This window comes from Alistipes montrealensis, from assembly GCF_018362775.1.
Lineage (GTDB): Bacteria > Bacteroidota > Bacteroidia > Bacteroidales > Rikenellaceae > Alistipes > Alistipes montrealensis.
The window spans coordinates 498,300-520,119 of sequence record NZ_JAGYXY010000002.1; the positions used below are offsets into that span (position 1 = coordinate 498,300).

The window sequence follows — 21,820 nt, forward strand, 5'->3', positions numbered from 1 at the left end:
GAGTTACCGTCGTGGGCGGATTCACCGGATCCGGTTTCCGCGTCGGCTTTTATCGGCATGGCTATTTATCCTTGAATGAGCGTTCGTGGAAATAATCGGCCTTGTCCGCATTGTTCATGTGCACCCGGAAAGTCGCCAGTTGGTTGATGCCCTCGCTGTCGTTGGTCGTTTTCCACGAATGGACCCAGTCGTCTTTGAGTGCATTCACGAACCGGTAGACGTTGAAACATTTCGGATTCGCCTCGGGGTTTTCCTCGGGGCGGAAGTCGTCGTTCCAGTAAGCCCATCTTTCGATGCTCTGGTCCGTATAGTACACCTTGAAATGATACCGGGTGTCCTTCTGGGAGGTCGTTCCGACATTCCAGGCGAAATCGACGATTTCCCATACGCCGTTGCCTTTGTAGGTCATCGGCTGCTTGCTTTCGGCGCCGAACCACGGACGGTTCCAGAATACCACTTTTTCGATCTCCTTCATCGACCAGGTCATGGTGTTGAAGTCGAGGTATACCCAGTAGATGCCCGCTGCCGGAGCCGCATTGGGACTCTCTTCGGCATAAGTGCATCGCAGCGTTCCGTTCTCTTCGAGTGCGAAGTAACGGTCCAGGTCGTCCTTTACGGTGAACGTCCCTTCCGAGAATTGCGTAAAACATTCCATGGCGCCCTGTTTCCGGTCTGCGATGTGTTTCCCGGTAGTTGCCGATACGGGAAGTGCGGCGTTGAGCCTGATGGCGGCCTGGTTCTCCGTTGCCGTACCCTGAAGCGCGAGCGTAGCGGGAAGCGGGTCTACGGTATTCGGCATCGTAACCAGGATGGTTCGTGATCCTCCTTCCTGCACGCCTGTAACCTGGTCGAGCCCTTTGAGCGTCCGGACGGTCCACTTTACGGTGACGGTCTGGCCGGGCAGTCCGCCGCACAGGGCGACGATGGTCGACATCGTGGCGGAAGATACCTCCAACGAGGGCATGAAGCCGTTGGCCGTACTCGTGATTACATACGCGGGTTTGGAAAAGTCACCCTCTTCTTTGTCGAAAAGAACCTGATAACAGGCGTTGTTTGTCTTGGAGTTTTCCCATTCGAACACCACAGGCTGCCCGGCGGTGATATCGAGCGGATACTGATCCCTCGGGAGGTAGAGTTTGCCGGGGGAGCAGAGTTCGTTCTGACGATTGTTATCGTCGGAGTCGCATGCCGTTACAGCCATGACCGTAACGACAAGGAGAAGCATATTTAATATACGTTTCATGTTTCGATCGAATTTCAAACGGACTATTTATATCTTTCAACGAACCACATGGATTCGAGCGCCTGTGCCGCACTCGTATAGGCCCCGAGCGAACCGCCCGTTCCGGGCGTCCTCGCCTCGTAGCACTTGACTCCGAAATAAGAGTCGGCCCAGCCCAGCGGCGACTTGTCGATGCCGCGTGTCCAGTAGTAGGAGGCATGGCGCAGCAGGTAGCGGTCGAGTTCTTCGCGGATGCGCGAATCGACGGCGTCGATATTGCTGTCGACGGCCATCCGGGCGGCCCAATGGAAGAATACGGCGTGGAAGATCGAGTTGTTCTCGTCGGTTCCTTCGTCGCGCATGATCCGCTCTGCTTCGTACGTTTCGTTCATGGACGCCGCCGACATCTGTCCGCGGGCTGCGGAGATCGCTTTGCGGATGTAACCCTCTTCGCCGGTCAGTTTCCAGATCAGCCGTCCGGCCTCCATGCAGGTTCCCTGGGTATAGCTCAACGGCGGGTCGCCCAGCGTGCCGTCCGAGTTCATGGCATGGATGTTCTGGTCGAAACATTTGAAGGCTTCGTTGAGGTAGCGGTTGTACTCCTCGCTGTTTCCGGCCTCCTTGGCGTAGCGGGCCAGGGTGGCTGCTGCGATCGCTCCGGGGCCGTTGGTGCACTCGTTGGCGCCCAGGCTGGTCCATTTCCACGGCAGCCAGCCGTATTGGTTGTAGGCGAAACGGGGCCGCACGCATTCGTCCCAGGTCTGTTTGGCCGCAGTGTAGTAGGTTTCGTCTTTTGTGGCGTCGTACATTTGCAGCAGGGCGATGGTGATCCAGAGCGTATCGTCGGTGAAGTCGTTGCCGAAGCCGGTGCTTCCGCGCCACGAGGCGTTGCCTTCGTAGTTGTTGCCCCGTTTGTCGTACCAGCGTTTGAAATAGCTCCGGATGAGTGCGGCCTGGTCGGGATCGGAGTACTTGATCCGGTTGTAGTAATCGACCATGGCCCCCATGGCGTGGGCCTGCTGCCAGTAGCAGTTGCTGTTGTTCTTTTGGTTGTTGTACTCGCTGTAGGAGAATACTCCGTCGGCTCCGTTGCGGTTCGAACTGCAATAGAACCGTTCGATGAATGCGGTTGAAACCGAGTCGGCAGCCTCCGCCCAATCGATTTCGTAGTCGGAGTAAATGTTGGCTTTCTGCTCCGTAGGAGGGTTGGTGATGGACATATAGTCTTCCTCGCAGGCTACGGGAAAAACGGCGAGCATCGAAAATATAAACGGTAGACCCATGAATTTATACAGTTTCATAATTGTTCCTTATTATTTGAATTTATACTCGTGCCACCACGTTCCGGCCGGATTGTCCCCGTTCAGGTAGAGGTAGCAGTCCAGTTTGCGTCCGCAGTCGGCGGTCAGGAATTTGTAGGTCATCTCCCAGTTCACCTTGTCCGTCGTATTGACTGTTTCCGTCGTATAGAGATTGACCTTGAGGTAGTCGGTCGTATAGGAGGTTCCGAGCGAGGCCTGGGTTCCGAGATACAGTTTGGTTCCGTCTCCGAGCGTGGCGTTGAAGCGGTGGCGCGAATCGTTGGCGGAGTTGTTGGAAATGGTATTCTCGTAGTCGAGCAGTGTCCAGACGCCTTTCCCGGCATAGGTCATGGCCTGGTTTACGGTCGACATCTTGTTGTCGGCCCACGCCGCCGCATAGTATTCGATCTTCGAAACGGTGTTGTAGGACCAGGTCATCATGTCGAAATCGATCTTGAGCCAGTAAATCGCCTCGGAGGGCATCCGGTTGTTGACGGCGGTTTCGGAGTAGGTTACGGTTTTGTTTTCGTTCAGCACATAGTACCTGCCGAGGTCGTCCTCGACGGTGAAGCCGGTGCTGCCCTTGATCTTCGTGAAGCATTCGAAGGTTCCCTCCGAGGCGGCTGCCTTGTCGATGCCGGCCGATGCCGCCATGTTAATGCCCGTCGGGTCTTCGAGGGCGTCGCCCCGGAGAATTACGGTCCGGGGGAACGGATTCATGGCGTTCGTCGTGGTCACCGACAGCAACCGCGACTCGGAATAGATACTGCCGAAAAGGCCTTTCGAAGCGCGTACCGTCCATTTGAGGTTGCCGGTTTCGGAGGTTCCTAATCCGGCGGCCCGTGCCACGGCGTTCAGTTTCTTGGACGTGACGCTCAAATAGGTCTTGGAGCCGTTGAGCTGGCTTATCATTGCCGCCAGGGGAGCCGAAAAATCTCCGCCCTCGAGGTCGAACAGCAGTTCATACGATACGAAGCCGTTGTCGTAGGCGACCGACGGGGCCCATTGGAATTCCACGTCGGCGCCCCGTGACAGGTCGACGGCCTTCCCGGAAAGGGGGAGGTAGAGTTCGTTTCCCGGTTGGATGTTATAGTTGATCTCGTTACCGTCGTCGGTGCATCCCGAAACGAAGGGAGACACCGCTACGGTCAGAATCGCGATATTTCGAAATAGGGTTCTCATCTTGTTTTATGTCGTTTAGTTTGTCTGCCGCCGGTTTACCAGCCGGGATTCTGCGTGAGGTTGTGGTTGATGTCCCGTTCGCTCTGGGGAATGGGGAACCAATATTTCATGTTGTAGGATGCCGGGCACTGGATGTTGCTTCCGTCGTCGAGGAATGGAGCTCCGGTCGCCCTGGAGGTGAGGACTGCCGCTCCCGTGGACTTGATGGAGGGGTTGTCGAGGGCCGCCCAGCGGCGCAGGTCGAAGCATCTGCGGCCTTCGAGGGCGAGTTCGGTGCGGCGTTCGTCGCGGATTGCCTGGCGGAGGTCATCGCCGCCGGGATAAGCGCAGTAGTCGTTCGAGAATCCGGCTCTTTTGCGGAGCGGGAAGATCGTGGCGTTCCATACGTCGGCGGTCATCTTGCCGGTTTCGAACATCGATTCGGCGTACATGAGCAATACGTCGGCATAACGGATCTCCATCAGCGGTTTGTAGGAACCGCCGCCCGAGCCGACCGTGTTGGCTACGTAGTTCTTGATGTTGTAATAACCCGTCAGTGTCCGGTCGTTCGTGCCGTTGTACGAATCTCCCAGGGCGGGATCCTTTTTCTGGGCCGCCGTCTCGTCGGCCGGATTGGTCCAGCAGGTATAGGTCCCTTTGCCGACCCCTTCCGAACCGATGATCTTGCAGGATTTGGCTTCCGGAATCTGGAGGGTGCAGCCGTTATAAGCTATCGTTGCGTAGAAACGCAGGTCGCGGTCTTCGTAGTCCGTATCGTCGGCCACCGTGCCGTCCGTCTTGCGGAAACAATCTACCAACTCCTGCGTGGGCGAGAAGGCGACTTCGGCTCCTGCGCCGATCGACTGCGGGATTCTCGGACCGGTGGCCCAGCTCCGCTTGATGTTCTCCACGCCGCCTTCGTAGGCGAATTCGATGGTCATGATCGATTCGGGGCCGTAATGTCCGTTGGTGAAGAGGTCCGTATAGTTGTCGGCGAGCGCATAGGTTCCGTATTCATCGCTGTTGATGAGTTTCGCACACTCCCGGGCGCAATTCTCGAAATCGTTGTCGAGCAGGTAGGCCCGGGCGTTGAGCGCGACGGCGGTTCCGCAGGTCACGCGTCCGTTCTCGGCTGCGGTGAGCGCCGTGTTCTTCGGAAGGATGTGCGAAACCTCTTCCAGCTCGGAATGGATGAACTGCTTGATATAATCCGCGCTGGTGCGTTTGATCGTTTTCGACTCCGGCAGCGTGGGATTGCTCGTCAGGAAGGGAACGTCGCCGAACCACGCCGTGAGGCGCATATAGGTAAAGGCCCTCAGCAGTCGGAGTTCCGCGATGAGCCGCGACTTGACTTCGCTCCTGATATTCATGCGGTCCTGGTTGTCCAGCGCGGTATGGATGGTACGCAGTTCCTGGTAGCACTCTTTCCATTCGTCCGAGAAACGGCCGCCGTTCGTCGTTGCGAGCCCTGTCGCCGTTTCCGTGGAACTCGTCGTGTGGCGGCTGCCGTAAACGTCGTCGGAAAGGAGGTTGTTTCCGAAGTAACGGTCGGCACTCCAATACTGGTTGTATCCCAGGTAGAGGGCGGCCATGCAGTTGTCCTCGTAGTTCCAGAACGTTGCGTCGGAGTAGGAGTTGGTAGGATACTGTTCGATGCCCACGCAACCGGCCAGGCCGACCAGCAGAAACGATAATATAGTGTACTTTTTCATAAACTTAGCTTTTTAGAAAGTCAGATTGATTCCGCCGCCCCAATAGCGCAGGGCCGGGTAATTACGGACCGAGTTGGCTCCCGAACGTCCCATGTTGCTGCCGAATTCCGAGGACTCGGGGTCCACGAAGCCGTATTTCGTAAGTGTCAGCGGATTTTGGGCGTCCAGATAGATGCGCAGGCTCTTGCAGCCGAACTTCTGGGTCCATCTTTTAGGCAGGGTATAGCCGAGCTGGATATTCTTCACGCGCAGATAAGCTCCGGTGATCATGTTCAGCTCCGAGCCGGCCTGTCCCCAGTTGTTGGTGGCGCTGACGGTTCCTTTCGTTGCCAGGCGGGGCCACTTTGCATCGGTGTTCTGGGGTGTCCAGTAGTCGAGCTGGTGCTCGTACATGGTCATGCCGTAGTCGCTGTGGAACGGCTCGACCAGCTCGCCGCGGATGGCGCTCGTACGCTTCAGGACGCCCTGGAGCATCAGCCCGAGGTCCAGTCCCTTCCAACGGACATTGTAGCTGAATCCGAAGGTGTAGCGCGGGAAACCGTAACCCAGGTAGGCGCGGTCGTTGATGTCGATCACGCCGTCGCCGTTGACATCCACATAGCGGACATCTCCCGGACGGAGCTGCGAACGGTCGATCGTCGAGGGAATGGCGGCTTCCTGAATTTCGTCGTAACCGGAAAAATAGCCGGCTACCTTATAGCCGTAATAGGAGTTGAGGGGAAGTCCTTCCTGGATCAGGACCGTGACGCCGTCGTTGGACGAGATTTTCGGCGTGCCGTACGTCACGACTTCGTTTTTCGAGTCGGCGATGTTGAGCGAGAACTTGTGGTCCCAACTGCCGCGCACGAGGTTGTAGTTCAGTGTGACTTCCCAGCCCTGGTTGTCCATCACGCCACGGTTTTCCTTGGCAATGCTCGCGCCGAAGACGCCCGGGACGATGGCCGGAAGCAGGATGTCGGAGGTCCGTTTGTAGAAATAGTCGAAACTTACATTGAGCCGGTTTGCGAAGAACGATGCGTCGAGACCGATGTTGAAGGTTTTGGAACGTTCCCAGGTGAGGGCTTCGTTACCCATGGTGAACATCAGGCCCGGAACACTCGAGCCGTTGAACCCGTAGGCGTTCGTCCAGATGCCGTAGGTCGTCATGAAGTCGTAGAGGCCTACGTCCTGCTGGTTGCCGTTGACGCCGTACGAGGCCCTGAACTTGAGGTCGCCGACCTTGTTGCGGTAGTCGCCCATGAAGCCCTCCTGCGAGAGGCGCCAGCCTACGGAAACAGCCGGGAAGAAGCCTCCGTTGCGAACCTTGAGGAATTTGGACGACATGTCGTAGCGGGCCGTAAATTCGACGTAGTATTTATCGTCGTAGGAGTAGCCGATACGCCCGAAATAGGATTGCAGCGCCGAACGGGTGTTGTCCTGTGTCGACAGTTTCGTATCCTCGTCGACCACGACGGTTCCGTCGCTGGGTTGATTCAGGTCGTTGAGGTATTTTTTCGATACGCTTAAGGAATAGTGCTTTTTCGACTCCTGGGACCAGCCGGCCAATGCGGTAATGTTGTGCTTTTCGGCGAATGTGCGGTTGAAATCCAGAAGTACCTGTCCGTTGAGGTAGGTGTCTTTTCCCACCCAGTCGTCGGCGGGATCGGTCGTGCTGCCGGCCAGCGCTGCGGTCGAGGAGTCCGACCAATTGGCGCCGTTGTCGGTAACTACGTAATAGGAAAAGTGGTCGGAAAAGCGGTGCTCGCTGCGCGATTCGGCGCTGAGGACTCCGCGGAGCTTGAGGCCCTTGACGATCTCGAATTCGGCGTTGAAAACACCGCTGATGTAGTCGTTGTCATACTTGTTGTACCCCCCCCCGACAAGTCCGCCGAAGACGGCTCCGCAGCCTCCGTATTTATAGTTGTTGGCGTAGAAGGTTCCGTTGCCGTCCATCGTGCGCATAAAGTAATAGGTCGGGAACCGGGCGAGGTCGGCGAAGAGGAATCCGCTGGTCGTCGGGGATTTGGTTTCGGCCCGCGTATAGCTGACATTGGCGCCGACTTTGAGGCGGCCCCACTGCGTCGATATGTTCGAACGCACGTTGTAGCGCTGCTTGCCGTAGTCGGGGCCGATGTAGTTGGATTCCTGGTCGAAGTATCCTGCCGACAGCATGTAGGTCGTATGTGCCGTTCCGCCGGAAACGCTCAGGTTGTAATTCTGCTGCATGGCGGTTTTCATGGCCTGCTTTACGAAGGGTTCGCAATCCCCGTGTACGTACATGTCCTGAATTTCGCTTGCCGAGAAGATCGGGTTGAGCCCCGAATTGGTAAGCGCCTCGTTTCGCAGGATCGAGTTCTTGTACGAAGGAACCGGGTCCCAGAGGATGTGCGGGTCCTGGGCGCCGAGCTGGGCGCTGAAGGTGATGCTCGGAGCCGTTTCCCGGTGACCCTGCTTGGTCGTAATCAGGATGACGCCGTTGGACGAACGTGCGCCGTAGATGGCCGAGGAGCCCGCATCTTTCAGGATGTTGACGGATTCGATGTCGTTCGGGTTGAGGTCGTTCATCCGGGATGCCTCGGCCTGCGGGACTCCGTCGATCACGACCAGCGGCGAGTTGTTGCCTATCGTGTTGACGCCGCGGATGGAGAGGTTCATCTGGTCGCCGCCCGTCGGGTCGTAGTTGCGTGTCTGGATAATCAGGTTGGCCGCCGTTCCCTGAAGGGCCTGCTGGATGTTGGCGACCGGCCGGTCCGCCAGGTCTTCCCGGTTTACGGTGGAAATGGCCGAGGTGATGTGACGCCTTGTCGTCGTTCCGTAGCCGATGACGACTACTTCGTCCAGGTAACTCGTGTCTTCGGCCATGGTCACCGAGATTTCGGTCTTTTTGCCGACCGCCTCCACGACTGTCTTGTAGCCGAGGTAGACGAACTTCAGGTTGTCGGTGTCCTTGACGCCCTTGATGAGATAGGTTCCGTCTGCATTGGTAGCCGTACCGTTGACTGTGCCTTCAACGAGTACGGACACCCCGATTAGCGGTTGGCCTTTCTCATCCACAATCCTGCCGCTTACCGATTTCGCACCGGATTGTCCGTAGACGCCGGAAATGCCGGTTGCGATCAGACACCACAGCAATGCGAGCGAATAGCGCGCAAAGGTGCTAAAAGTAGATTTCTTGATCATAAGTGGTTATTAGAATAAAGGTTGCATGGTTTCTCCATACAAACATATTTATTATTGAATAGACGTATGTACGATTTTATGCCATTTAAGTACAGATTTGTACTTTCGTGCTGATTTATGAAAAAATTGGCTTAATTTCGGGGCAAATAGTACGAACGTGGGCAATAGAAACGTCTTTTTACTCATTTTTGCAAGTACGGTCCTTACGTGCTGGTGTCCGGGGCTTTTTGCCGGTAATCTGAGAATGATCTCCAGCAGGGAGGGGATCAGCAATAACTCTATTCTGTGCCTGAACCAGGACACGGACGGTTATATCTGGCTCGGGACCTGCGAAGGCCTCAATCTGTGGGACGGACAGCGCATGGTCTGCTATCCGCAGGAAGGCAGCGGGATGAAACCTCTGTCGGGAAACCTGATCGAGAAGATCCAGCCCACCCGGGACCGATACTACTGGCTCCGGACCAATTACGGTCTCGATCTCATGCACCGGACCAAGGTCGTCGAACAGCACAAGGAGTTTCAGGGAACCTATTTTCTGATCAGCCGGGACAAATCCGAGACGATCGTACTCACCCAGGACGGCAGTTTCTACGGCTATTGTGAGGAAACCGCCTCTTTTCAGCGGATTCCGGATGCATTTCGGTTCGATTCGTACCTCACTTCCTGGACCGGAAAGAGCGATTCTGTCTTTGTTTTCCGGAAGGACGGAATTTACCGGACGGCTTTCGCGGCCCGGAAACCGGGAGAGCCGTGCAATTTCGGGGGATTCGACCGGGTGCTGCCGATAGAACTCAGTTATGCCTTTGCAGACAAGGATACGGTGATACTGATCGACGCCAAAGGCGTGTTGTATAGCTTCGATCCGGCGACGGAAGTGCTCGAATATATCGCGAATATCCGTTCGGAGATCAGTCGGTACGGAATGGTTTCCTATGCGATCCGTTACGGCAACGATTTTCTTGTTTCCTTCCTTTTCGACGGCGTGACAAAACTTCGTTTTACGCCGGAAAGCCCCCGTAAATATGTCATGGAGCGGTTGGACATCAACTGCGGCGTGTTCTGCCTGCTCAGGGATGCGAAGCAGGATATCGTTTGGATCGGCAGCGACGGGCAGGGATTGTTCATGTATGCGAACGGCGAGGTGTCGTTCCATTCGTACAGCTACGACAAACTGCCTTACAACCTTTCCAAACCGGTCCGGAGCCTGCTGCTCGATTCGCGGGGCACGCTGTGGTTTGCGACGAAAGGGGAAGGTATCATTCAGATTCCCGGATTCTCCACGGCCGACAAGCCGACGGAGATCGTCCAGATAAACGGTCCGGGGTCGGGGCTTGCCGATCACGCCGTGTTCGCTTTGGAGGAGAGCTCCCGGGGGCTTGTGTGGATCGGGTCCGAAGGGGCCGGGATCAATTACAAGTCATTCGCCGGGAACGAAATCCGGACGCTGGGCGGAGATGTGCCTCCGGACCTGCGTTATGTGCACGCCATTCGGGAGAGCGACAGGGATACGTTGTGGGTCGCTACGGTGGGGTGCGGCGTCTTCCGGCTGGTTATCGGCGACAAGGGCGGTATTCCTTATGTCCGGGAGTGGAAGAAACTGGATTTCGGGAAAGCGCTGGAGAACAAGAACTTCTTTTTCACCTTGTTCGAAGATGTGGACCATACGCTCTGGATCGGCAATCGCGGAGGCGGGCTGGTCCATTACTTTCCCGACAGCGACACTTGTACCGTCACCACGTTCGACGACTCGCGGGCGGAGATAGCCAACGATGTCTGGGCCATCCTTCGTGCCAAAGACGGGAAACTCTGGATCGGGACGAGTTGGGGACTGCTCCAGCTCGAAGACGACGGAACCGTGCGGGAAACTCCCATCCGCAATATCATTCACGGGATACTCGAAGACAGCGAAGGAAAACTCTTCCTTACTACGAACAGCGGGCTCGTAAGGTACGACCCGCAAACCTCCTACCAGGCGAAATACGGGTATTCGTACGGGATATACACCATTGAATACAGCGACGGGGCCGCCTATAAGGACCCTCGGAGCAATACGCTGTTCTTCGGGGGAACCAACGGATTCGTCGTTATGGAGCAGACCCGCTACAAGGCCGAACCGTTCTATCCCGAACTGCTTTTCCGGAGCGTGCGGATCGACGACCGGCTGATTCCTTTCGAAGATGCGGTCCGCGAAGACAGTACGTTGGTCATCGGTCCCCGTGAAAGGCTCTACGATGTGGGTGTAATCGCCCTCGACTACATCAACGGCAGCAATTATGTCTATCTCTACAAGATCGAAGAGGCGGAGAACCGATGGATGGAATCCCCTTCGGAGATCCTGTTCGCGGAAAAGAATCCCGGGAAATACCGGTTGAACGTACGATACAAGAATATTATCACGGGAGATACCAGTCCGGTCAAATCCCTGACGATCATCATCAAGGCCCCCTGGTACAGCAGCCGGTTCGCCAAATGCGCCTATCTGCTCCTGTTTTTGCTTACCACTGCTCTGGCCGGCCGGCATCTGTATAAAAGACGCTGGCGGAAAAGGGCGGCGGCCATGGAACGGCTGGAAGCCAGCCGGAAAGAAGAGGCTCTCGATTCGCAGCTCCACCTGATGGAGAACCTCGCCCAGCAGATGGCTGTTCCGGTATTCATGGTGTCCGTACCCTGCCAGCAGATTTTAGAATACCCCGAATCCGATGATTACATCCGGATGCGCATGAAAAGGATTCTCCAGCAGAGCGCGAAGTTGGGCAATATCATCCACATGCTGCATGATTTCAGGGAGTCGAGCGAGTCGAACAAGGTAAACGTGAAAATATTCTCCGTCACGGAATACATGATGGAGATCACGAAGAGTTACGTGTCGTTGGCGGAAGAGAAGGGGATTGCGCTCAGGGTCGACGTGCCCCAGGGGCTTCTTTGGACGAGTGACCCGAAACGGGTTGCCGCCATAACGGATATGATGATGACCAATGCCTTCCTCCATGTGGTCCGGAAGGGGCGGATCGGGTTCGAAATAACGTCCGACGGGGACCGGTTCGTTATCCGGCTCGAAGTCGAAGGCAAATGGATCGGTGAAGCGGATTTCAGGCGGCTGACCGACCGGTACGACATCATGGCGGACTTTCAGAAGCGGGGCAAACAGGGCAAGTCCTTTCAGGACGAGATGCGGCTTGTCGTCTGCTTCAATTATGTGGCGCGGCTCGGCGGTGTGATGCGGTTTCGGGATAACGGCGGCTCTTTCTCGTTCGAAATCGAACTTCCGCCGCTCACCGTTTCCGATTCCCGGACGGACACAACCCAGGACTCCATCGGGGAGTTTACGGAGGAATACCTGCTGAACAGCCATATCCTGATGATCGAAAAGGAGGGTATCCGGCAGTTCGACACGGCGGCCGACAGGCAAACCCTGTTCATTATCGGCTCCGATGCGGGAATCATCAACTCCATCGCGGATATGTTCTCCGAAGAGTATAATATTCGAACCTTCAGCAAGCCGGCGAAATTCACCGAGGGGATGCAGGCCGGGCATCCCGACATCATTCTTTGCGAGAATATCTCGATGCGGAGCGAAATCGAGGCGCTGATGGTTTCCGTCAAGAAGGACCGGATGACGGTCAAGATTCCCATCGTGCTTATTACCAGCCTGCAGCATGTCGATTCGCTGACGGATGAATATGCGGACTCGGTACTGTCCCTGCCCATAAACGTCAAGGCGCTGCAAGCTGCCGTGAAGCAGAATCTAAACCGGATCAGTTCGCTCCGGGAATATTACAATTCGGCCATCAGCGTCTACGAATTCAGCGGCGGCAAGATGCTGCACAGCGAGGACAAGATGTTCCTCGAAAAGATGTTCAAAGTCATTCAGGACAACATTTCGGACAGCGGAATGACGACCGGGACGATCGCCCGGAAAATGGGCATAAGCCTGAGGAACCTGTATCACAGGCTCGACGGGATCGTGACCGTCACCCCGAGCAACATCATCCGGGAATACCGGCTTACGTATGCGGAGCACCTGCTGACGAAGACGAAACTTTCCGTCGACGAAATCATCTATAAGGCCGGATTTACCAACAGGGGAACGTTCTTCAAGAACTTCCAGGCGAAATACGACTGTACGCCGAAGAGCTACCGAAAGCAGAAGATGGAAGATATGGAAGAACGCGAATAAGGAAGCCTTATTCGCGTTCTTCGGTTTTATCGGGGCTGTCCGGATGGACGCCCCTTATGGGGCCGGAATCGTCAGAGCCACTTTTTGTACTTGAAGTACCAGATCGTCAGTGCAGAACAGAAGATCATCATCCCGATGGCGAAGATGTAGCCCAGGGGGATGTTCCAGCCGTTGCCGAGCGTCAGCGTCCAGTCCAGTTCGGGCATGAACTTGAAGTTCATGCCGTAAATCGACGCGATGAGCGTCGCAGGCATGAAGATCACGGCTGCCACGGAGAAGATCTTGACGATCTCGTTCTGCTCGATGTTGATCAGACCCAGCGCCGCGTCCTGGATATAGTCGAGTCGCTGGAAACTGAAGTCGGCATGGTTGATCAGCGAGTTCACGTCCTTGATCATCAGTTGCAGGCGCGGGTAGATGTCGTTGGGGAACCGCTCCGAGCGCAGGATGCCCGAGAGTACGCGCTGGCGGTCGAAGATATTCTCGCGCAGCGACATCGTCGACTCCTGCAGGGCGCTGATACGGTGGAGCACCTCCTTGTCGATCGAGTCCTCGGAGTTGATGTCCTTCGAGAGCGCTGCGACCTGTTTGGCGATCAGCTCCACGAGGTCGGCATCGAAGTCGATGCGTACTTCCAGCAGTGAAATGAAGAGGTGGTAACCGGTCGAGTAACTGCGGTAGTTCATCTGGAGCCGCTTTTCCGTCTCGCGGAAGGTCCTGAATTCGGCGTTGCGCACCGATACGAGCACGCCCTCGTTCGAAATGATGAACGACACCGGTTCGACGATAAACGAGTCGCCCGTGGGGACGAAGAAATTAGAGTTGGAGATGATGGAGTTTTCGTTCTCGGAGTATTTCGAGGTCGACTCGATCTCCTCGACCTGTTGTTTGGTCTGGAGGCTGATCTCCATGAAGTTCTCGACGGCCTTCTGCTCCTTGATCGTAGGCAGCAACATGTCGATCCACAGGATGTCGTCGTAGCCCAGTTCATCGAAGAGCTTGGTGTCGGCATTGCGGATGATCTTGTTGTATTGCTTGAGGTAAATTGTAATCATAAGACGCTCTCTTAAAGTTCGTGAATCCGTTTACGTGCAGAGAGGCGGACCGCTGCCCGCTAGGCTCTTCAGCCGGGATTGGCTCTCGGGGCTACCTTGAGGCCCGAGTTCCAGAACTTTTTCAGCGCTTTGTCTTTCTGATTGTCGAAGATGTAGTCGAAATGTGCCAGTTCCCCGTAAGCGTGCCCGGGATCGGCTGCGAAGGCCGATTCGAGGATCGCTTCATAGCTGTGTTCGAGACCGTAGGTCAGTGCGTGCTGCAGGGCCTCGACCGTGTCGGGGTCCACGTCGGCGTGCGCCACCCAGACGGCGAAGGCGCAGGGAAGTTTTCCGAACGGTTTCCACGCCTCGGCGAATACGTCGTCGCTGGTGAGCAGCGCCTCCTTTGCGGCGGGAACGCCTCCGACACAATATTCGGTGATGATGCGTGCCCCGGCCAGCGACGGCACGGCGGCGGCAGACACCAGGGCGATGTCGGCTTTGTGTTCGGAAAAGGTGCGGATTACTTCGGAAGGATCGGACAACAACAATTCGGCACGGAAGTTATCTGCGTGCTGAATACCATAGATGAATGGCGTCGTGCTGAGGCACGACACGGCGGCTATACGTGGAACTATGACCATCATCCATAAAGTGTAAAACTGTTGGTTCGTGGAACAAAGATAGGATATATTCCTGAAAAAAGGGCGAAATACGAAAGATTTCTTTTCGGAACGGCTCCGCAGCGGGCCGCAGCCGCGCCGCAAAAGACGCCACCCCCGAAAACACGGGGTTTCCGGGGGCGGGCGGGGAACAGTCCGCAGAATCAGTTCGTCTTAACCGGGGTCAGGCGGTAAAGCACCACGTCCTCGGCCGGAACGAGCACCTCACGGACGCGGTTCGTGCGAAACGGTTTGCCTCCGGACCAGAGATCGCGCCCCTGGTAGACCACCTTGTCGAAATCTGTCGAGCGCTGCGAGACCTCCACGTCGGTGAAGCAGAAGCGCCGCCAGTCGATCAGGTAACGGCGCGGTTCCTGCGTGCGGTTGAAAAGGCAGAAAGCCCAGTCGCCGCCGGCCAGCGGCTTGAACCAGATTTCCAGTCCGTTATCCGTTTCGTAGCGAAGCCCCTGCACACCCAGCGGATCCTGGTCGATGGCAATTGCCTCCTTGTTGAGCAGGATGGCCGCCGTCTCTTGCGGCATCGCGCGGAGGTCGTTGCCCAGAATCAGCGGGGCGGCCATCATGCACCACATCGTGAAGTGCGCGCGGTCCTGGTTCACCGACATGCCGTTGCCGACTTCGAGCATGTCGGGATCGTTCCAGTGGCCCGGTCCGGCATAGCGGCGCAGTCCGGCGTTGGAGTCGAGGTTCTCCAGCACGGTGCGGGGTTTCCATGCGCCGGGCTCGGCCTCTATCGGACCGGCGAACACCGCGCCGATATCCCCCGTCGAACGCCACATGTGGCCGACCTCCGACGCCCATTCCCAGGGTTTGTTGGAGCCCCATTCGCACATCGAGAAAAGGATCGGGCGGCCCGCGGCGCGAAGCGCATCGCGCATCAGCGTATAGGCCCCTACCGGGTTGATATTTTCATTGTGACACCAGTCGTATTTCAGGTAGTCGATTCCCCAGCGGGCATACTGGAGGGCGTCCTGGTATTCGTGTCCGAGGCTGCCGAAACGTCCGGCGCAGGTCTTGTGTCCGGCGTCGGAGTAGATACCCAATTTCAGTCCCCGGGCGTGGATGTAGTCCGCAAGCGCCTTCATGCCGCCGGGAAAATGTTCCGGGTCGCACTGCGGAAATCCGTCGGCGTCACGATCGGGAGCGTGCCAGCAGTCGTCGATGTTGATGTAAACATACCCGGCGTCGGCAAGGCCCGAAGCGACCATGGCATCGGCCGTCTCCCGAATCATCCGCTCGTCGACGTTGCGGCCGAATTTGTTCCAGGAGCTCCAGCCCATCGGAGGGGTTTCGGCAAGGCCCTCCCATTTCTGGGCATGGGTGATCGCCGCACAGCAGAGGGCAGCGCAAAGGAAAAGAAATCGTTTCATAATTATTAGTTTGGTTGGTAAATAAATTTATCTATAATTTGATAATTTATAAAACTTATTACAAATATAGCTACTTTCACGAAAATCGGGCTTGTTTTTCCATAAAATTTAGAAAAAGTGCTCCGGGGTCTTGACAAGGGGGTATCCGGTGTTGTATATTTGCCGTACAATTCACAGCCAGCCGTCGCGGCGGTCAAGTTATCAACATGTAGAAACAGCTCTGTTTCTGAAAATTGTGAATTGTTATTTCTGCTTATCAACAAGTTTTCAACCCGTTGTTAACAACCCGGACGCATTTCGGGTCCGGATGTGCCGTCCCTGTTTCTTTCTCCTTTTCTGCCGGGCAGGCCTCTCTTACCCATGTCATCATCTCTAAAAACATTTCCATGCAATTCACACAAATTCCGCAACAGTACGCCCCGCTCGGCGGGGAACTCCGCTATGCCGTCAGCCGGGAGGAGGCCGGGAACATCGACATCCGGATTGCCGGAGCCGCAGACGCTGCGCTGCTGGGCGCAAAACGGTTTGCGGCCGTAACCGAAGCCGCATTCGACGCGGCGCCCTACCTGCGCCGCCAACTCCGGTTCGTCCCTGCAACGGGTAAAACCGGGTTTTATTCCACCGGGGGAAGGACCGTCTCGGTCGTTGTCGAAGCCTCGGAAACGGACGACGGGACAATCGCGGCAACATCCCCGGCGCGTACGTTCCTGCCGGGCGTCGAGGTTCCCGCAGGGCCGTGCCTGCGCACCTCGATGCCTCTGAACCGGCTGATTCCGGAGGGCGCGTGCGACGAACTGACATTGTTAACCTCCGGAGCCTGTGCCGTGACGGTGACGGCCGAAGCCGGGGATTCTACGACGGCCGAAAGCTACCGCACGGCTGAATCCGGACTGCACCTTTTCCGCCTCGACACGCGCGATTTCCAGGGTGCGGAGTGCATAACGGTGGATGCCGGGGCGTGCGGAACGGCAGTCTATTCGGTAATGCCGGCTGTCGAGGGTGCGGTCCGGCTGGCATGGCGCAGCAGTGCAGGGTCGGTCGAACACTATACCTTCCCTGTGGTGAGGACGACGACGGTCCGTGCCGGGAGGCTGGAGGCCGAAGGCCCGGAAGGGCGTATGGTCGTCGCGGCGGACGCGGAATGCGAGATGCTGCTCGTGTCGGCCTACGAGGCCTGCGCTGTGCTGGAAGCCCTGGCCGAACTGATGACGGCTCCGGAGGTGTGGATCGCCGGGGAGAGCGGTTACACGCCGGTAAGCGTTGCGACCGGCGAGGCGGTGGTACGCCGCCATGGCTCGCTGTGTTGCCTGGAGGTCGCCGTTCGTCCTAAACACAAAATCCGCATGCCATGGAACTGAGAATCGACGGAAAAGTTTGCGACCTGGGGCCGGAGAGCGTCGCTGTGCCCGGCTATGATGCCGCGAAATCGGCCGATGTGGAGGCCTGCCGCGAAGGGCGGTCGCTGAAAATCACGATCCCCGCAACCCCGCGCAACGATGGCCTCGTGGGATTCGCCTGCGACCCGCACGCCGCAGGACAATTCAACGGTGCGCTCCATACGGCGGAATTGTCGGCCGAAGGAGCGGTGCTGATCGGGGGAACGGTGCGGCTGCTGGCCGCCTCGGGAGAAGGCTATACGCTCGAAATCCGCGACGGAGGGGCCGGATGGGCTGAAAATGCCGCACGGAACATGTTCAATGCGCTGGGCGTGACGTGGAACGCTCAGTTGACGCCGACGATGATCGTCGACAGTTGGACCGACGACTCCCCGGTGAAGTTCTTCCCCATCCACCGCGACGAATACCGGCAGCAGAACAGCTCCTCGGACCTGCTTCCGGCGGAACACCTGCTTTCGGTGGAGGATTACCATCCGTTTCTGCACATCGCCACGCTTGCCGACCGGATTTTCCGTGAGGCGGGCTACGAGGTCAGGAGCCGGTTTTTCGATTCGGCGTTCTTCCAGTCGCTCTACATGAGCGGCGCTTACTCCTCGCGAGACACTACGGCAGCGGCCGGACGCATGGGTTTTTCGGCGCGGCGGCTGGCCCCGGCAACGGCCTCGGCCAATGAATTGGGACGGGTTGCGGCCAACCCCAAGACCATCCTCAACTCCGTGGGCAACATCGTCGACACGGCCACGCCCCAGAGCGTCGATGCCGACGGCGAAGCGGTCAGCGGACTTTTCAACAACGGCAATTGTTTCTCGACGGACAACGGTAAGATCGTCTTCACGCCGCCGGCCGAAATAAACGCCGGATTCGAGTACTGCCTGAAATACACCACCGCCCACCGTATCGTTTCGCGGACGCGGCTCAAAGGGTTCGACACGGTGTACCTCGGTCCCGGGGCGGAATTCGTATTCGGGTTGGCAAACCGCTATAAGGACCTCCGCGATGCTATCGTGCCGAATTTCGGCTACCTCGCACTGGTCTTCGACCACACTGCCGGGACGCAGTACCGCCTGACGTATACCCGCAACGGCGTGGCGGGGACGACGTGGACCGACTTCGCGGCACGTTCGGCGCAGGTCGCCACCCCGGCGTCGGGGACCGTCGCCGACCCCGTGCTGCTGGTTCGCAGCGGTTCGCAGTGGGTTGCGTATCCGGGCGACTGGGCGCTCTACAACGGTTACATCGGCGAGACGGGCGAAACGACCGTCGAGGTGCGGCTCCGTACGGCCGCGGAGACCGTTTCGCCGGCGTCGCCCAAGTATTTCAACCAGATTTACTTCGCCGGAGCGGAGCCCGGGATGTCGCTGACCCTGCATAAGGAGTGCTCGCTGCGGCCGCGGTTCCTCTCGGCCCCGGGATTCGGGGCGCGGATCGCATTCGCCGACGTGGCGCAACTCCGCATCCGGCAGTCGGCCCTGCTCGAAGCCCTCGCGCATCTGTTCAACCTGCGGTTTTACACCGAAGAGGCGACCCGAAGGGTCTGGATCGAGCCGGAAGAGGCGTTTTTCGGAGCAGGTCCCGAAGCGGACTGGAGCGGTAAAACGGATTTTTCGCAGCCCGTCGAGCGGGTGCAGATCGCCCCGGAGATTCACGAAGTGCGGACGTGGCGGTATCAGGACGGCGACGGTGCGGTGACGCGCTTCGATGCCGGGCAGGAAATCCCGCTGGGGGCATGGAGTTTCGCGGCGGATTCGTATGCCGCGGTGCAGGGCGAAAAGGTGCTGCGCAACCCGCTGTTCAGCCCTTCGCTCAACAGCGTGGGGCACTATCTCAATGCGCCTTCGGCGCTGATCCTGCAGGTCGGCGACCGTGACGACGCGGAGGAGGACGGCACTAATTTTACGCCCCGCATTGTCCGCTACGCCGGGATACATCCGCTGCCCGGAGGCGAACGGTGGGGCTATCCGTCGGGGCGGGCCGAATATCCGCTCGCGGCGTTCCACTTTGCGGGGGATGCTTCCGAAGCGGGGTTCACGCTTTGTTTCGAGGACCGCGACGGGCTGGAAGGGCTGCACCGTTATTACGACCGGCAGGTGCGCCGGGAGGCTGTCCGCGAACGGATTGTCCTTTCGCTCCGGCTCGCGCCCCATGAGTTCGAAGCGCTCCTGACGCCCGGTACGGGTGCGCCGGATATCCGCTCGGTTTTTCGCATCGACACCGGGGCGGGTGTAGTTCGGGCCGTACTGCACGCCGTCGGCGGCTACGACCCCGGGAAAGCCTCGGTGCGCTGCACGTTCGACCGCCTTTCGGAGGACTGATGACGCGTCACGACGAACTGTTGGCCGAAGCGGTGCTTCGGGAGGTCCGGGGGCTTACGACCCGGCAGGCGGTATTGCGGTTGTTCGAATTGGGGCTGGTCAGCCGCCGGGGGTGTGAACAGCGCGCTATCCGCGACGAAATCGGGCGGCTCGAAAGGGAGGGCATGCCCCGCTGCGAAGCCTTCGAGGTCACAGCCGGGAAACTCTGCTGCTCTTACGAAAAGGTGCGCAACGCATTTTATAACACTTACAAACATTAATCATGAAATCGGAAATTCAAATTAACAACACCGCCGGAGCCTGCCAGATCGACATCGAGGGGACTATCGGCGTGCCCGAGGAGTGGCAGTTCGACGAACCCGAAGCCCGGGTGGCGACCTACGAGCGGTTTCGCGACGCTTTGCGCCGCATTGCGGAGATCGAAGCCCCGGAGGTCGTCGTGAACATACGCTCGACGGGCGGCGACGTGAACGACGCGCTGCTGATCCACGATGCGCTCGCCGCGCTTCCGGCGCGAATCACCACCCGCTGTTACGGTTACACGGCATCGGCGGCAACGATCATCGCCCAGGCGGCTTCCGAAGGGTGTCGCGAACTGTCGGCCAACGCCCTCTACCTGATCCATACGGCCATTTGTTCGACCGAGGGCAATGCCGCCGAGATTGCCGGAAAGATCGACCTGCTGCACCAGACGGATGCGCGTATCGCCGCGGTTTATGCCGCCCGTTCGGGCCGTCCGGCTGCGGAGTTCGGGGCCCTGATGGCCGAGAACAACGGCAACGGCCGCTGGCTTGCGCCCGAAGAGGCCGTTGCGGCTGGGCTGGCCGACAGGGTAATAGACGCTGCGGAGCGGCCTGCGCCCTCGCTGGCGCAGAATATTGCCCGGGGATGGGACCGCCTGCTGGCCAACATCGGCCTGCGGCCCGGAGCCGTGTTGCCCGCCGACCGCAACGTCCTCCACTTCGACGAAGAGGTCCAGGCCCTGCGGCGCCGTTCGGCCATCGCCGCCGACGAAGCCCGCCGCCAGGCCGCGCCGACGCGTACGCAATCCCGGGAGGATCCCTCCTATGGCGATACGGTCCGGTCGGCGAACGAACGCGCCTATGCCGAAGACGCAAAACGCTTCCGCTGTTGACAGCGGAAACGCAATTAAAAATTAAAAATGAAGAATTTAAAATTGCCGAAGGGGAAGCCTCCCTTATCAAAGGGAGGTTTGGAGGGATTGTCGACATAAAAATGGAAGTCAGGCAACATCCGTCCTCAACGGTAAAACGAACAACCAAATTCAACAAACATTTAAAAACACAACATCCATGACTTATCTTGAAAATTCGAAACAGTACACCGGTTCCGACCTCGAAAACATTTTCTTCCGCCCGATGCTGACCGGAGAGTCGGCGCAGGAATTGGGCGTGCGCGTACTCTACAACATGCCCCAGCCCACGCACATACAACTTTGGGACGGGCAGCGCAACATCCTCCAAAAGTTCACCTCCGCGGGCTGGACCGGAGGCAACCCGGCCACCAAGTACGAAAAGACGGTCAACCTCAGCCGGGTGAAAGCCGAACTGGGATTCTCGGCCGCCGACTACTTCTCGATGGTCTACGAAAAGATCACCGCGCTGGCCAACGTCAATATGGACGACCTCTCGGGGACGGAACTCGAACAGGCCGAAACGGCGCTCTTCAAGCAGGCGCTCGCCGAGAATATCCGCGTCACGATGTGGCTCGGCAACACCGCCTCCGCGACGGGTTACAATACTTTCGACGGTTTCCTCAAGCCGATCAACAGCCTGGCCGGTGACGAGGCCATTTACTGCTTTGCCTACCAGGCGTCGGAGCTCGCGGACCCGGCCTGTGCGGTCGAGGTGTTCGACAAACTGTGGACCGGGGCCGATCCCCGTGTCCGCGACCTCAAGGCCGACGGGCAGCTGGTTTATTTCGTGTCGTCGGACATTTATCACCTTTACGAGAAATACCTCGATTCGAAGGGTGCGGACGCTGCCTATACCGATGCGATGAACGGCCGCCGGGCGTTGGCCTATCACGGAATCCCCGTCGTGGACGTACGGCTGGGCAGTTACCTCGGCGCAACCACGTTCCGCCAGTCGTTCGCCCTGCTCACCGACCGCCGCAACCTCGTCCTGGCCGTCAATACGGCCGACATGCCCGGCAACGAAGTGCGCATGTGGTATAACCCCGACGAGATGGAGAACCGCCAGCGTGCAGTCTTCATGGCCGGCAGCGAAATCCTCGACGAGGCGCTGATCTCCTTTGCCTACAAGCAGTAAA

Annotated in this window: 15 protein-coding genes; 7 read left to right on the plus strand and 8 right to left on the minus strand. The window is 58.0% G+C overall.

Annotation, left to right across the window (positions count from 1 at the left end):
* Nucleotides 1–61 precede the first annotated feature (61 nt).
* From KG007_RS05155 to KG007_RS05175, 5 genes are read right to left on the minus strand one after another with little or no spacing between them, the layout of a single operon-like run.
* The gene (locus tag KG007_RS05155) at nucleotides 62–1,243 is read right to left on the minus strand and encodes a SusE domain-containing protein (protein ID WP_213347586.1); all 1,182 of its coding nucleotides are present in this window, start codon (nucleotides 1,241–1,243) and stop codon (nucleotides 62–64) included.
* Nucleotides 1,244–1,266: 23 nt separating this feature from the next.
* A complete protein-coding gene (locus tag KG007_RS05160; RefSeq protein WP_213347587.1) occupies nucleotides 1,267–2,523 on the minus strand; it encodes a glycoside hydrolase family 76 protein in 1,257 nt (418 codons plus the stop codon).
* A 12-nt stretch (nucleotides 2,524–2,535) separates the two neighbouring features.
* Nucleotides 2,536–3,705: a SusE domain-containing protein gene (locus KG007_RS05165; RefSeq protein ID WP_213347588.1), complete on the minus strand. Its 1,170-nt coding sequence runs from the start codon at nucleotides 3,703–3,705 to the stop codon at nucleotides 2,536–2,538.
* Between the two features lie 35 nt (nucleotides 3,706–3,740).
* Entirely contained in the window at nucleotides 3,741–5,396 is a 1,656-nt protein-coding gene (locus KG007_RS05170) for a RagB/SusD family nutrient uptake outer membrane protein (RefSeq protein WP_213347589.1), read from the minus strand.
* 12 nt (nucleotides 5,397–5,408) lie between these two features.
* Nucleotides 5,409–8,555: a SusC/RagA family TonB-linked outer membrane protein gene (locus tag KG007_RS05175; RefSeq protein ID WP_213347590.1), complete on the minus strand. Its 3,147-nt coding sequence runs from the start codon at nucleotides 8,553–8,555 to the stop codon at nucleotides 5,409–5,411.
* A 244-nt stretch (nucleotides 8,556–8,799) separates the two neighbouring features.
* Here KG007_RS05175 and KG007_RS05180 point away from each other — a divergent pair, with 244 nt between their 5' ends.
* On the plus strand, nucleotides 8,800–12,732 hold the full coding sequence (locus tag KG007_RS05180) for a two-component regulator propeller domain-containing protein (RefSeq protein WP_213347591.1): 3,933 nt from the start codon (nucleotides 8,800–8,802) through the stop codon (nucleotides 12,730–12,732).
* A 71-nt stretch (nucleotides 12,733–12,803) separates the two neighbouring features.
* Here the strand turns inward: KG007_RS05180 and KG007_RS05185 are convergent, their stop codons facing one another.
* From KG007_RS05185 to KG007_RS05195, 3 genes are all read right to left on the minus strand, one after another.
* Nucleotides 12,804–13,787 carry a magnesium transporter CorA family protein gene (locus KG007_RS05185; RefSeq protein WP_195459114.1) on the minus strand — a complete coding sequence of 328 codons (984 nt, stop codon included), beginning with the start codon at nucleotides 13,785–13,787 and terminating at the stop codon, nucleotides 12,804–12,806.
* A 68-nt stretch (nucleotides 13,788–13,855) separates the two neighbouring features.
* Nucleotides 13,856–14,413, minus strand: a complete 558-nt coding sequence (locus tag KG007_RS05190) for an MqnA/MqnD/SBP family protein (protein WP_195459112.1) — start codon at nucleotides 14,411–14,413, stop codon at nucleotides 13,856–13,858.
* Between the two features lie 179 nt (nucleotides 14,414–14,592).
* Nucleotides 14,593–15,819, minus strand: a complete 1,227-nt coding sequence (locus tag KG007_RS05195) for a glycoside hydrolase family 27 protein (RefSeq protein WP_213347592.1) — start codon at nucleotides 15,817–15,819, stop codon at nucleotides 14,593–14,595.
* A gap of 386 nt (nucleotides 15,820–16,205) precedes the next feature.
* On the opposite strand from KG007_RS05195, the gene KG007_RS05200 reads away from it, so the two are divergent.
* Genes KG007_RS05200 through KG007_RS05225 form a run of 6 tightly spaced genes read left to right on the plus strand, consistent with a single transcriptional unit; the run spans nucleotide 16,206 to nucleotide 21,819 of the window.
* Complete coding sequence (locus KG007_RS05200) at nucleotides 16,206–17,177, plus strand: hypothetical protein (protein WP_213347593.1); 972 nt, start codon at nucleotides 16,206–16,208, stop codon at nucleotides 17,175–17,177.
* Nucleotides 17,168–19,528: a hypothetical protein gene (locus KG007_RS05205; protein ID WP_213347594.1), complete on the plus strand. Its 2,361-nt coding sequence runs from the start codon at nucleotides 17,168–17,170 to the stop codon at nucleotides 19,526–19,528. The genes KG007_RS05200 and KG007_RS05205 overlap by 10 nt, the downstream gene beginning before the upstream one ends.
* The gene (locus KG007_RS05210) at nucleotides 19,528–19,788 is read left to right on the plus strand and encodes a hypothetical protein (RefSeq protein WP_213347595.1); all 261 of its coding nucleotides are present in this window, start codon (nucleotides 19,528–19,530) and stop codon (nucleotides 19,786–19,788) included. The genes KG007_RS05205 and KG007_RS05210 overlap by 1 nt, the downstream gene beginning before the upstream one ends.
* Before the next feature lie 2 nt (nucleotides 19,789–19,790).
* Nucleotides 19,791–20,663 (plus strand): Clp protease ClpP, encoded by an 873-nt coding sequence (locus tag KG007_RS05215; protein WP_213347596.1) that lies wholly within the window; start codon nucleotides 19,791–19,793, stop codon nucleotides 20,661–20,663.
* Nucleotides 20,660–20,845: a hypothetical protein gene (locus tag KG007_RS05220; protein WP_213347597.1), complete on the plus strand. Its 186-nt coding sequence runs from the start codon at nucleotides 20,660–20,662 to the stop codon at nucleotides 20,843–20,845. Before KG007_RS05215 ends, KG007_RS05220 begins: the two co-directional genes overlap by 4 nt.
* Nucleotides 20,842–21,819: a hypothetical protein gene (locus tag KG007_RS05225; RefSeq protein WP_213347598.1), complete on the plus strand. Its 978-nt coding sequence runs from the start codon at nucleotides 20,842–20,844 to the stop codon at nucleotides 21,817–21,819. The genes KG007_RS05220 and KG007_RS05225 overlap by 4 nt, the downstream gene beginning before the upstream one ends.
* Nucleotide 21,820 lies beyond the last annotated feature (1 nt).

What these genes read in the sequence shown, in the direction of transcription:
- KG007_RS05225 (WP_213347598.1), top strand. Translation starts at nt 20,842, where the DNA reads ATGACTTATCTTGAAAATTCGAAACAGTACACCGGTTCCGACCTCGAA.
- KG007_RS05180 (WP_213347591.1), top strand. Translation starts at nt 8,800, where the DNA reads ATGATCTCCAGCAGGGAGGGGATCAGCAATAACTCTATTCTGTGCCTG.
- KG007_RS05155 (WP_213347586.1), bottom strand. Translation starts at nt 1,243, where the DNA reads ATGAAACGTATATTAAATATGCTTCTCCTTGTCGTTACGGTCATGGCT.
- KG007_RS05190 (WP_195459112.1), bottom strand. Translation starts at nt 14,413, where the DNA reads ATGATGGTCATAGTTCCACGTATAGCCGCCGTGTCGTGCCTCAGCACG.
- KG007_RS05160 (WP_213347587.1), bottom strand. Translation starts at nt 2,523, where the DNA reads ATGAAACTGTATAAATTCATGGGTCTACCGTTTATATTTTCGATGCTC.
- KG007_RS05205 (WP_213347594.1), top strand. Translation starts at nt 17,168, where the DNA reads ATGGAACTGAGAATCGACGGAAAAGTTTGCGACCTGGGGCCGGAGAGC.
- KG007_RS05185 (WP_195459114.1), bottom strand. Translation starts at nt 13,787, where the DNA reads ATGATTACAATTTACCTCAAGCAATACAACAAGATCATCCGCAATGCC.
- KG007_RS05175 (WP_213347590.1), bottom strand. Translation starts at nt 8,555, where the DNA reads ATGATCAAGAAATCTACTTTTAGCACCTTTGCGCGCTATTCGCTCGCA.
- KG007_RS05210 (WP_213347595.1), top strand. Translation starts at nt 19,528, where the DNA reads ATGACGCGTCACGACGAACTGTTGGCCGAAGCGGTGCTTCGGGAGGTC.
- KG007_RS05195 (WP_213347592.1), bottom strand. Translation starts at nt 15,819, where the DNA reads ATGAAACGATTTCTTTTCCTTTGCGCTGCCCTCTGCTGTGCGGCGATC.
- KG007_RS05215 (WP_213347596.1), top strand. Translation starts at nt 19,791, where the DNA reads ATGAAATCGGAAATTCAAATTAACAACACCGCCGGAGCCTGCCAGATC.
- KG007_RS05170 (WP_213347589.1), bottom strand. Translation starts at nt 5,396, where the DNA reads ATGAAAAAGTACACTATATTATCGTTTCTGCTGGTCGGCCTGGCCGGT.
- KG007_RS05200 (WP_213347593.1), top strand. Translation starts at nt 16,206, where the DNA reads ATGCAATTCACACAAATTCCGCAACAGTACGCCCCGCTCGGCGGGGAA.
- KG007_RS05165 (WP_213347588.1), bottom strand. Translation starts at nt 3,705, where the DNA reads ATGAGAACCCTATTTCGAAATATCGCGATTCTGACCGTAGCGGTGTCT.